Consider the following 11,765-nt stretch of genomic DNA (forward strand, 5'->3'; position numbering starts at 1 on the left):
TGCCCGTTGCCCCGGTTCATCAGTAACGAAACCCTAAAAATGTCATATCATCGCGCCGCAGCTGCTGCCCCTGCCAGGCGAGCAAGGTCTGCTGAAGCCCTTCCGCCAGCTCGCTCATCGGGCGCGTCCGGTTGCGTTCCAGCTCTGCCTGAATACGCTTGCGGCCAAACATAATCTGGCGTTCGCCCCCGATCTGATCGGTCAGACCATCGGTAAAGGTCAAGAACAGATCCTGGGGTTTTAGCGGCAGTTCATGGCGCGCCCACTCGTAGTCCACCGGGGTATCGGTGTAACCCACGCCCATGCGATCGCAGCTCAGCAGAATGGCCTGCTCGCTCACCGTCGAGAGCAGAAAACCGGAGATACGCGCACCGGCCCAGATCATGCGGTCTTCGCGGGTATCAACAAACAGCGCCAGCGCATCACAGCCGTCGTTCGACAACGAGGTCTGCTCCGACTGCTGCAACTGCCCCAGCGTCTGTTTAATGTAGCGATTGATATGCTGGAGTAACTGCTCCGGCTGCTCCGGTTCACACTGCGTCAGCGCCTTTTCCAGCGCCGAAGAGAGGATGACCGTCATAAACGCGCCCGGTACGCCGTGCCCGGTGCAATCTGCCATTAACAGCAGCCAGCCGTGAGGAAAGGTGTGAAAGGCGTAAAAGTCACCGCCAACGCAGTCACGCGGCTGCCAGCACAGGCAACTATCACGTAGCTGCTGCACCAGTAAGCGCTGTGACTGGTCGAGCATCGCTTCCTGGATCACCCGCGCATATTCAATGCTCTGCATAATTTGCTGATGCTGACGCGCCTGCTGATCCGAGACGGTTTTGATCAGATCAATACCCAGCCCGATGCCGATATACTCACCCGCACTGGTGAGAATAAAGCCATCTGTCAGTGACTTATCGCCCGATGCCACCATCTGCTGCGCCACGCTATCCAGCGTGCTGGCCGCATCGATCACCAGCGGCATTTTATCCATAAAGGCGATGCAGCTTTTGCGGTCATACAGTTCACGGAAGAACGGCCGCGACATCTGCGATAAAAACAGATGACGGTTAATCAGCCCCAGCGGATGGCGTTGCTCCACCACCGGCAGGCTGGTCAGTGACGGTTGTTTGGTAAACAGCTCCATCACGGCCAGATTATCGGCATCCGGTGTGACAAAAGGCACCTCAATACAGAGATCGCGCGCGGTAAGATGCGGCGATGGCAGACGTTGGGGTGTTAAAGGCGGTAAGTCTAAGTGCATGATACGCGGCCAGTAATCCTCAGTTAGCCCCAGCCTGACAGGCGATTGTGACAGTTTCATGCCAGCATTGAGAATAATCCTAACAACCCGGTTTTATCGCGTATAAAGCGAAAAACCCAGCATAAACCAGGGCATAAAATGCAGTCAGGATGGGTGATAAAACAGGCTAAAAGAGGGGCTTTCACAACAGACTGGTGGAAAAGAGTGCAATCAGTCGGCTTTTCACCATAAAGCCGTTGACGCTGGCAGTGGCATAAGGTTTAATGCGCCCCGTTGCCCGGATAGCTCAGTCGGTAGAGCAGGGGATTGAAAATCCCCGTGTCCTTGGTTCGATTCCGAGTCCGGGCACCACTATTTAGAAGAACCCGCCTATGGCGGGTTTTTTGCTTTCTGGATTACGGACTCTCCATCGAACTCCGTTCGATGACTCGTCTCATCCATGAGACTCGCCCCTACGGGGCTGGCGCTAAAGCACCATGCAAAAACGCTCCCGGCGTTTTTGTCCGAGTCCGGGCACCACTATTTAGAAGAACCCGCCTGTGGCGGTTTTTTTGCGTTTGGGGGTTGGGTAGATTTCAGGTAAGGATAACTTGAATATATCTTACAGAATGAATAGATCTGGATTATCGTTCCCCTCATAAAGCTCACTTTTCAACTGCACCAATAGCTCCGTTAACGTAGCCTGTAAAAATAGTGAGAACCCTTCTCTGGCTAACGAGGTTTCATAAACTGGAGCGGGAATAAATCGTTTCATTTCCTGATGAAAATCACCGCCAGAGATAATATTCGGCAAGGAATCAACTCGCGCCTGGATTTTTTCACAAAAATCCTCAATGTGATAATCCAACAACTTTTTATTGACCAGAGCGGAATCCACACTCGCCCCCTGTTGTTTAAGCCATACAAGATCCCACATATCACGATAGCGGATATACTTCGTTGATGCAGGGAAAGCGACAAGTTTATCCGCCATCACTTCATCTAACGTTTCAACGTTAATTAATATGTCACTGTATCCATCGGGTAAAATAGAATAGTTACGGACCAGTTGTCTGACGGTGCGGGTATAGGCAGTAATATTAGCGATTTCAATCTTGCACGGTTAACTCTACAAAAATAACACCAAATAGCGTCTTTTTTGTAAACATAAACAGGCTACATCAAAATTTACTCATCCGAAGGCATGCTAACAACCTGCAACCTACGTCACTAAAATATATCAACATTTTTGGTAATCTCATTTTTTAGCCTCCGTCAAAATGCTAAGGGATGAGTATGAAATCACATAAGGCCGGACTGTCGGCTGCCGTTATCCTCCTGTCTACACCCGCCTGGGCCGCTCCACAGTTAAAAGATGCTGAGTCGATATCGGCGGTCATTGCCGCCATGACGCCGGAAGAGAAAGCTGCTCTGGTGACGGGTACCGGCATGAACAATGCCGAAAAAGTGGCGGGCGCGGCGGGTTCAACCTTCGCCATCCCCCGGCTGGGCATCCCGCAAATTGTCTTTGCCGATGGCCCGGTTGGCGTCAGGCTCGGGGCAGGACCAACAGGCGGTGAGAAGCGTTTCGCCAGCGCGTTTCCGGTGTCCATCGCCATGGCAGCCACGTGGGACCCGGCACTGATCCAGCGGGTCGGCGGTGCGATAGGTGATGAAGCGAAACAGTATGGCGTCGACTTAATGCTCGGACCGGCGATTAACATTCAGCGTAACCCGCTGAACGGCCGCAACTTTGAATACTTCTCCGAAGATCCGTGGCTGAATGCCATGATCACGGTGAGCTATATCAACGGGATGCAGGCGCAGGGCGTGGGCGCAGTGGTGAAACACTTTGCTGCGAATAATCAGGAAACGCGCCGACAGACGGTGAACGAGATTATTTCTCCGCGTGCGCTGCGGGAAATCTATTTCCCCGGTTTTGAATACGCGATGGAGAAAGCCCAACCCTGGGCGGTGATGAGTTCGTATCCGTCGATCAACGGCACGCCCGCTTCGCAAAACGCCTGGCTGCTGAAAGACGTACTGCGCACTCAGTGGAAGTTTAACGGTCTGGTGATGTCTGACTGGTACGGCGTCAGCGATCCGGTCAGGGCATTGCAGAATGGCAACGATCTTAATATGCCGGGCGGGCTGTCCAAAAAGGACACGCCTTTCCTGCGCCGCAATACCGACCCGAAAGACGTGATCCTCGCGGCCATCAAATCCGGCGAGATCACGCAGGATCAGATCAACGAAAACGTCCGCAATATCCTGAGTGTGGTGATCAAAACCCACCGCTTTAAAGGTGGCGAACCCACCCGCGATCCTATGCCTGCCGATCATGCGTTACTGGCGCGTCAGTCGGCGGCCGATGCCATGGTGTTGCTGAAAAACGATGCAGAAACGCTGCCGCTCACTACTTCGCTGCGTGTGGCAACGTTCGGCCATAACATCAGTAATTTCTTCGTGGTTGGCGGGGGAAGCGCGGAGGTCAATATCGATCCTAAACGGCTGGTGACGTTACCGCAGGGGCTGAAAAACGCCGGGTTAACGCTGATCGATGCCGCCGGGGGACAAACGCTGGATGAGCAGGCCAGCGATGCCGCTATCACCAGCGCGGCGCAGCAGAGTGATATTGCCCTGATTTCAATCGGGCGCAGTTCTACCGAGGGGGCGGATCGCTATTCCATGGCGATGCATGCGGATGAGGTGGCGATGATTGCCAGGGTGTCTGCGGCGTTCCATCAGCAGAATAAAAAGGTGGTGGTGCTGCTGAATATTGGTGCCCCTGTCGAGATGGCCTCGTGGGAGCATCACGCAGACGCGATTCTGCTTACCTGGCAACCCGGTGAACAGGCGGGTAATGCGGTAGCGGATATCCTGAGCGGAAAAGTGAACCCTTCCGGTAAGCTGCCGCTCACCTTCCCTAAACGTCTGGAAGACTCACCGGGTTTTGGCAATTATCCGGGCAGCGCAAAAACGGTGATCTACGGTGAAGGGATTTATGTTGGCTACCGTGCTTTTGACATCCGGCAAGTCGCGCCGATGTATCCGTTTGGCTATGGCCTCTCCTACTCCGGCGTACAGTATGGCAAGGCCAGCCCGGATAAGCCGGTATTCAATATTGATCAGCAGGACAGCATTGCGATCAGCCTCCCGCTGCGCAACCTGTCGCAGAGAGACACCAAAGAGGTGGTTCAGCTTTACGTGCACGATGAAGCTTCGCGCCTCGACAGGCCGGTTCAGGAGCTGAAAGCGTTTGAAAAAGTCAGCCTGGCAGCGGGCGCAGAGCAGCAGGTCACGCTGAAACTTGATAAGCGCTCCTTCTCCTATTTTGATGAGGACAAAAATGACTGGGTGCTGGAGCCAGGCCGCTTCACGCTTCGCATTGGCAGCTCGTCGCGCGACATCCGTACCGAGGTTCCTCTTATCGTCACCTCATCGACCCCGGCATTCTCTCTGGAGACACCGTGGGTCGACGTGCAAACCTATGAAAAAGCCGCCGCGATTGTGGCAAACATCATCGGTGACGAGGAGACAAACGCGTGGATTCAGGGCGCCCCCACGCTGGGTGAGAAGCTGGATGCCGCTTTGCAGCAGCAACCCGAACCGGTGAAGGATAAGGCAAAAAGGCAGAAGATTAAGCAGGAGGTCTTACGGCAGATTAATGCGCTGTAATTAAAAACTCATCATCCCGGCCCTCAGGCCGGGATGAAAGATAACGCGCTATTCAACCGACGATTTCGTATTAATGTTAAAGACAAAGTCCTTCGTTAATCCCTGGCAGGGTTTATGCGGGGTAAATTTCCACTTCCTGATGGCTCCTAACGCTTCCTCATCAAATATTCCCGCAGGTTCTGAGGATGCCACTCGCGCATTGACCACATCCCCGTCGTTATTCACATCATAGGAAACAACAACATGACCATTAAGGCGGTGAGCAAATGCCCTTGCCGGGTAGGCGGGTTTTACGGTCAATACCGGTTCAGGTTTTTCGGCAGTTTCCTGCTGCGCTGATGCCGTTAACACGCTCAGGCAACAGATGATTAACGCGATTAGATATTTCATTTCGTCCCTGTTTTAGAAAGTATGAAAGATTCCATTGGCAGGGGCAGAATAATACGTCTGATTTCTATACTCAATCCTGGCCGACTGTTTTTAATTCATTCACGTCGCCGCTATCGTCGCCACCAATGCCTGCTCCAGTTTCTCCACCGTAATCGTGAACGGCAGATGGGTGAGGCTGACGGCGGGGAAATGAATCTCATGGGCAATCTGGCGGAAACGCGCAGCAACATCGCCCGTCAGCGCGCTCAGCGTCAGCGGGCTGTCGTACTGCTGTAATAAGCTCAGCAGATTGTCATCGGGCTGCTGCCCGCGCTCAAGCAGTGACTGGATCAGCAGGCAGTACCCCACTTTCTCACCGTGTAGCAAATCGTGCAGCTCCGGTTCGTGGGTCAGGCGGTTGTGGATCTCATGCGCCACGCCCGGCGTGGGCAGGTCGTCATGCACGCTGTTGGCAAGCCCGGCCAGTACGATATTGGCCTCAATCACCTTCTCCAGCGCCGGGGTCACCTGCTGGTTTTGATTGGCGATCACCGCTTCACTGCCCCACTGCGCATACACCTCCAGCGCCTGGCGGGCCACCGACACCTTCAAATCCAGCCCCAGACGCCCCGGGTTCTGGCGCTGATACGGTTCCAGTTCAAACCATTTTGCCAGCGCATCGACAATGCCCGCCTTCAGATAGCGCACATCGGTGTGAGCAATCACTTCACTGTCCACCAGCACTAATGCAGGTTTTTTGGTGACCAGCAGGCCGTGATGATGGCCGCCCTGCGCGTTGTAGACGATGGCGAACGGCGACCATGCCGCACAGGTCGCCGCGAGGGTGGCAAAGTTAATCAGCACCGCGTCATCCAGTGTGTCTGCCGCCGCTTTGGCACAGTCCATTACCCTGCCACCGCCCAGGGCTAAAATGCCCTGCGCGCCCTGGGTAACCACGTTTTCCCGCAACCGCTCGATGGCCTCGTCAGTACATTCACCGTCAAGGTACTCCAGCTGCCAGCGTATACCCGCGCTCTCCAGGCTGTGAGACAACTCAGGGTTCACCGCCTGCCAGGCGCGTGGCGACGTCAGAATACGTAGCTCGCGGGCATAAGGTTTGATGTGTTCGCCCGCCTGTTTGCGCAGGCCGGGCTGTTGCAGATACGCCGTGGGCGCGGTAATCGTTAGCATCATAAACTCCGGATCAAATAAGATTTATCGCGCAGGTGAGGCTTCGGGGTCGGGGATAAACTCCGGCGGGTCCCAGGCGGTGATCGGCGGCAGCGGCGCATCGAAGCGGACAATCTCCACACGACAGCTCTGCGCCGTACACCCCTGGCCTAGCCGCGAACTGCCCCGATCGTCGGTTAATACGTTCGGGTTACCGTGTTTATCCAGCGGCTGCACATCGCGGGTATTGATCGGGTCATACCAAGCACCCGTCGACATCTGCACCACACCCGGCCTTATGCCGTCACTGAGATGCACCCCGGCGAGCAGTGAGCCGCGTGCGTTAAACACGTTGACGATATCGCCCTCCGACAGGCCGCGCTGCGCGGCATCCTGCGGGTGCAGCCACAGCGGTTCGCGCCCGGCAATCTTTGTCTGCTGGCTGATTTTGCCGTGATCGTACTGGCTGTGCAGCCGCGTGCGTGGCTGGCTGGAAAGCAGATGCAGCGGCCAGCGCGGGTCGTCAGCCTCCGGCGCCAGCCAGAACGGATGCCCCGGGCACTCCGCATAGCCGAACCCGGCGACAGTGGACGAGAACAGTTCAATTTTGCCGGAAGGCGTGCTGAGCGGTGCACGCTGCGGATCGGCACGAAACGCCTCCAGCAGGATCTGCGGCGTTTCCGGGCGCGGATACTCCAGCTTGCCGCGCTGCCAGAACGCGTCGAACAGCGGCAGCTCAATGCCCTCTTCCTGCGCACGCGGCCGGGCCTCGTTGTACATCGCTTCCAGCCAGCCGCGCGTATCACGCTGCTGGGTAAAGTCGTCGCCAAAACCGAGCCGGTTAGCCAGATCGCTGAAAATCGCGTAGTCATCGCGAGCCTGCCCGACTGGCGCAAGGTGCTGGCGCATGGCAATCATAAAGCCGTCATTGCTGGCGCTGCCAATATCTTCCCGCTCCAGCGAGGTGGTGGCAGGCAGCACGATATCGGCAAATTTGGCCTGCGCCGTCCAGTACTGCTCATGGACGATAATCGTTTCCGGGCGACGCCAGGCGCGGGTCAGCTTATTCAGATCCTGGTGATGATGAAACACGTTGCCGCCCGCCCAGTACACCAGGCGGATATCAGGCCAGGTCTGCGTTTTACCATCAAATTGATAAGATTCGCCGGGATGCAGCAGCATATCGGCGATGCGTGCGACCGGGATGCGGGTGGTCACCGCATTCACGCCCGCAGGCAGGCGTGGCCCGGAAAAGCGATGGCGGTCCGATCCGGCAAGGTTCGTTGAGGCATAGCCAAATCCCAGCCCGCCGCCGGGGGTGCCGATCTGCCCCAGCAGCGCCGTGGTCGCCACCACCGCCCAGAATGCCTGCTCGCCCTGGCGTGCACGCTGCACGGACCAGGCAACATTGATCATAGTTTTATGGTGCGCCATCTCGCGCGCCAGTTCGCGAATGCTGTCGGCGCTTAAGCCGGTGATCGGCGCGGCCCACGCCGGGCTTTTCACCACGCCGTCATGCTGCCCCAGCAGATAAGCACGGTACGGTTCAAACCCTACCGTGTGGCTGGCAACAAAGTCGCTGTCATATAAACCTTCGTCCACCAGTACCTGGCACACCGCCAGCAGCAGCGCCGTGTCGCTGCCGGGTTTAATCGCCAGCCAGCGCGCATCCTCAACCGCCGACAGATCGTTTTTCACCGGGCTGATATTGATAAAGCGCGTACCGTTACTGCGCAGTGTGTCCAGCCAGTGTTGCAGGGCGTGATCGTTCGCGCCACCGCCGTTAACCTGCGCATTGCGTAGCGGCAGGCCGCCGATCGCCACAAACAACTCACAGTGCTCTGCCAGCACCGGCCAGTGGGTGTGCTGGCGCTGGAGATCATCCAGATCGCCGAGGATATGCGGTAAAATGCGCTCCCCGGCGGCAATGCTGTAGGTATTGGTGCTGCCCGCGTAGCCACCGAAGCCATTGAGGAAACGGTGCAACTGGCTCTGCGCATGGTGAAAACGTCCGGCGCTCGACCAGCCATAAGATCCGGCATAGATCGCCTCATTACTGCGCTCCGCTTTTACCCGTTGCAGCTCATCTGCCACCAGCGCCAGCGCTACGTCCCAGCTCACCTCCACAAAGGGTTCGCGCCCGCGCCCGTCACGGGAGGCCGCGCGGTTGTTTAAATAACCCAGCCGTACCGCCGGGCGCTGGACGCGTGACGATCCCTGCACGGCGCCCGGAAGGGATTGGCCGATTTTCGACGGATTGCGATCCCACTCCACCGGGCTGATCCCGGTGAGCTGACCGTCGGTAACAGAGACGCGATAGGTTCCCCAGTGCATTACCGCCAGGTCGTGGTTGTCGGGTTTATCGGGTTGTGTGCTCATCAGTGCATCGTCATGCCGCCCGTGACGTTAATCGCCTGGCCGGTCATATAAGAGGAGAGAGGGCTGGCGAGAAAAGCCACCACGTTGGCAACATCGCGAGGCTGTGCCGTGCGCCCCAACAGTACCTGGGAGCAGTCTTCCGCGTAGATCGCTTCCGGCGTCAGGCCGCGCAGTTCTGCCCCTTCGCGCCGTTCACGCCACTTCATTTCGGTTTCCACAATACCGGGGCACACCGCATTCACCAGGATGTTGTCACGCGCCAGCTCAATCGCCATCACCTTCGTCAGGCCCAGCACCGCATGTTTGGAGGCAACATATTGCCCCATCAGCCGGTAGCCGTTTTTTCCCGCCTGGGAGGCGATATTGATAATGCGCCCGGCCTGCCGCACCTTCATCACGCGAATGGCGGCTTCGGACAAATAACTGAGGCCTTTGACATTCACATCGAGAATACGCTGCCAGTCATCATCGTTCATGGCATCCACCGGGCTCATTGCCGAGACGCCGCAGCTGTTCACCAGAATATCGACGCCGCCAAAGGTGGCGACGGCATCATCAATCAGCGCCTGTGCCGCCGGGCGTGATGCCACGTCCACCGGCACGATCAGCTGACGCTCTTGCTGCTGGCGCGAGGGGGCAGCGATGTCGCCAATCACCACATTCGCCCCACCCTCGAATAACAGATCGGCAATCGCTTTGCCGATCCCCTGCAAACCGCCGGTTACCACGGCGGTCTGCCCACTGAAATCGAGCATCAGCATCGCAGATTACCTCCTGAAGGCGTCGTCGCTGATGCCTGCTGCAAGGACCTGCTTCGCATACTCCTGAGCGGAGAACAGCGAATGGTCACGGTAGTTGCCACAGGCCAGCGCCGTCACGGCAGGCACATCCGTTGCCGTCACCACACGTTCCAGCACACGTGTTAATGCCGCGGCGATCTCCGCAGGCTGATGCTCATCCCACAGGATCAGATAGAACCCGGTGCGGCATCCCATCGGCGAGATATCGATAACGCCTTCCAGCTCTTCGCGCAGGCCAAAGGCCAGCAGGTGCTCCAGCGTATGCAAGGCCGCCGTGGGAATGGCGTCAGCATTCGGTTGCAGGAAGCGCAGGTCGAATTTCTGCACCACGCTGCCCAGCGCATGGCGTTCATAACCCGCCTGGCGCACATACGGCGCTTTGACAAGGGTGTGGTCGAGGGTGAAGCTCTCTACAACTGGCATGTTATAACTCCTTAAAACGTTAAAAAGAGGGCCGTTATTCGCGTCGGATGCGGCGCGACAGACGGGTGCCGAGTGTCTGAATTAGCTGGACGATGACGATCAGCACCAGCGCTGTCACCAGCGTGGCAAAGGCGTCAAACCGCTGGTAACCGTAAGTGATCGCCAGGTCACCAATCCCGCCGCCACCGACGGTGCCCGCCATGGCGGTCGCCCCCAGCAGCCCGATGGTTGCCGTGGTCAGGGCGAGGATCAGTGAAGACGCGGCCTCCGGCAGCATAAAGTGCCAGATGGTCTGACCGACCGTCGCGCCCATCGCATCGGCCGCTTCAAGAATGCCTTCATCCACTTCCAGCAGGGAGCTTTCCACCAGCCGCGAAATATACGGGGCGATAAATACAATCAGCGGCACAATCGCGCCCGCCGTCCCAATGGTGGTGCCCACCAGCAACCGGGTGAAGGGCAGAATGGTGATCAGCAGAATAATAAACGGCAGCGAACGCAGGACGTTGATCACCGGGTTCAGCACCTGATGGACAAAACGGTTCGGCAGGATGCCGCCAGGACGGCACACCACCAGCACAATCCCCAGCGGGACCCCCAGCAATGAACCAAAACCCAGCGACACGGCGATCATCACCAGGGTGTCATGCAGCGCCAGCAGGAACTGATCGCCGGTCACGGCGGTATCGATAAAGTCAAACATGGGTGATTTTCACTCCTGCTTCGCGGAGGTAACGCACGGCGCTGTCGGTCTGCTCTGCCTCGCCCAGGATCTGCACGATCATAAAGCCGAGGATCGTGCTCTGAACCTCGGACATGCTGGCGAACAGGATATTCACTTCGATGGCGTAGTCTTTGATAATGCGGTTAATGATCGGCTGTTGCGCGGTAGCGCCAACAAACTCCAGCCGCAGCGTTTGTCCGTTACCGGTACGCTGCAACAGATCGACCACGCTTTGCGGCAGGCGATCGTGGATCACCGACTGGACAAAGCTGGCGGTCACCGCATGTTGGGGGTCGGCAAACAGGGTGAAAACCTCCCCCTGCTCGACCACCCGACCGTTTTCCATCACCGCCACCTTGTTGCAGATTTTTTGGATCACCGACATTTCATGGGTAATCAGCACAATGGTGATGCCGTAGCGGCGGTTGATCTCCTGCAACAACAGCAAGATCTGCACCGTGGTATGCGGGTCAAGCGCTGAGGTGGCCTCATCACACAGCAGCACCGACGGGTTAGTGGCCAGCGCACGAGCGATCCCCACGCGCTGCTTTTGCCCACCGGACAGCTCGTTAGGGTAGCTGTGGATTTTGTCACTGAGATTGACGAACGCCAGCAACTCCGTCACCCGGGCCTGAATAAACGCCCGGTCGCGTCCCTGTAAAATTAACGGGATGGCGATATTGTGAAATACCGTTTTCGAATTCAGCAGATTGAAATTCTGAAAGATCATGCCGATATCTTTTTTTACGGTATTCAGGCGTTTTCCACTGACGTGCTGTAACGACTCACCGTTAATCACCACCTCACCGCTGCCGGGTGATTCAAGACGATTGATTAAACGCAGCAGGGTACTTTTTCCGGCACCGCTGTAACCAATAATCCCGAACACATCACCTTTATCGATATTCAGGCTGATATTATCCAGCGCCAGAATATCATTACCGTTTCTGGAAAAACTTTTACTGACCTGGCGAAACTCAATCATGGCATT

The 11,765-nt window shown here is 56.9% G+C and carries 10 protein-coding genes and 1 tRNA gene; 2 read left to right on the forward strand and 9 right to left on the reverse strand.

Translation table 11 applies throughout. The features are described 5' to 3' along the window. Positions 1–19 precede the first annotated feature (19 nt). Positions 20–1,252 carry a SpoIIE family protein phosphatase gene (locus FY046_RS10040; protein ID WP_133846140.1) on the reverse strand — a complete coding sequence of 411 codons (1,233 nt, stop codon included), beginning with the start codon at positions 1,250–1,252 and terminating at the stop codon, positions 20–22. 275 nt (positions 1,253–1,527) lie between these two features. Here FY046_RS10040 and FY046_RS10045 point away from each other — a divergent pair. Further along, positions 1,528–1,603, forward strand: a tRNA-Phe gene (locus FY046_RS10045). A gap of 250 nt (positions 1,604–1,853) precedes the next feature. Here FY046_RS10045 and FY046_RS10050 read toward each other — a convergent pair. Further along, complete coding sequence (locus tag FY046_RS10050; protein ID WP_446186065.1) at positions 1,854–2,345, reverse strand: nucleotidyl transferase AbiEii/AbiGii toxin family protein; 492 nt, start codon at positions 2,343–2,345, stop codon at positions 1,854–1,856. A gap of 182 nt (positions 2,346–2,527) precedes the next feature. Here FY046_RS10050 and FY046_RS10055 point away from each other — a divergent pair, with 182 nt between their 5' ends. Continuing rightward, positions 2,528–4,909: a beta-glucosidase gene (locus FY046_RS10055; protein WP_446186005.1), complete on the forward strand. Its 2,382-nt coding sequence runs from the start codon at positions 2,528–2,530 to the stop codon at positions 4,907–4,909. Between the two features lie 48 nt (positions 4,910–4,957). Here the strand turns inward: FY046_RS10055 and FY046_RS10060 are convergent, their stop codons facing one another. From FY046_RS10060 to FY046_RS10090, 7 genes are all read right to left on the reverse strand, one after another. Next, positions 4,958–5,299 (reverse strand): TonB family protein, encoded by a 342-nt coding sequence (locus FY046_RS10060; protein ID WP_446186006.1) that lies wholly within the window; start codon positions 5,297–5,299, stop codon positions 4,958–4,960. Positions 5,300–5,398: 99 nt separating this feature from the next. Further along, complete coding sequence (locus FY046_RS10065) at positions 5,399–6,469, reverse strand: iron-containing alcohol dehydrogenase family protein (RefSeq protein WP_446186066.1); 1,071 nt, start codon at positions 6,467–6,469, stop codon at positions 5,399–5,401. A 24-nt stretch (positions 6,470–6,493) separates the two neighbouring features. Continuing rightward, positions 6,494–8,827 (reverse strand): molybdopterin-dependent oxidoreductase, encoded by a 2,334-nt coding sequence (locus FY046_RS10070; RefSeq protein WP_446186007.1) that lies wholly within the window; start codon positions 8,825–8,827, stop codon positions 6,494–6,496. Next, positions 8,827–9,588 (reverse strand): SDR family NAD(P)-dependent oxidoreductase, encoded by a 762-nt coding sequence (locus FY046_RS10075; protein WP_200641245.1) that lies wholly within the window; start codon positions 9,586–9,588, stop codon positions 8,827–8,829. The genes FY046_RS10070 and FY046_RS10075 overlap by 1 nt, the downstream gene beginning before the upstream one ends. Before the next feature lie 6 nt (positions 9,589–9,594). Beyond that, positions 9,595–10,050: an S-ribosylhomocysteine lyase gene (locus FY046_RS10080; protein WP_133843534.1), complete on the reverse strand. Its 456-nt coding sequence runs from the start codon at positions 10,048–10,050 to the stop codon at positions 9,595–9,597. Positions 10,051–10,084: 34 nt separating this feature from the next. Then, positions 10,085–10,753: a methionine ABC transporter permease gene (locus FY046_RS10085; protein ID WP_133843536.1), complete on the reverse strand. Its 669-nt coding sequence runs from the start codon at positions 10,751–10,753 to the stop codon at positions 10,085–10,087. Then, complete coding sequence (locus FY046_RS10090) at positions 10,746–11,759, reverse strand: methionine ABC transporter ATP-binding protein (protein WP_446186008.1); 1,014 nt, start codon at positions 11,757–11,759, stop codon at positions 10,746–10,748. Before FY046_RS10090 ends, FY046_RS10085 begins: the two co-directional genes overlap by 8 nt. Between the last annotated feature and the right edge of the window lie 6 nt (positions 11,760–11,765).

It is taken from the genome of Erwinia sp. 1181_3, assembly GCF_052824965.1.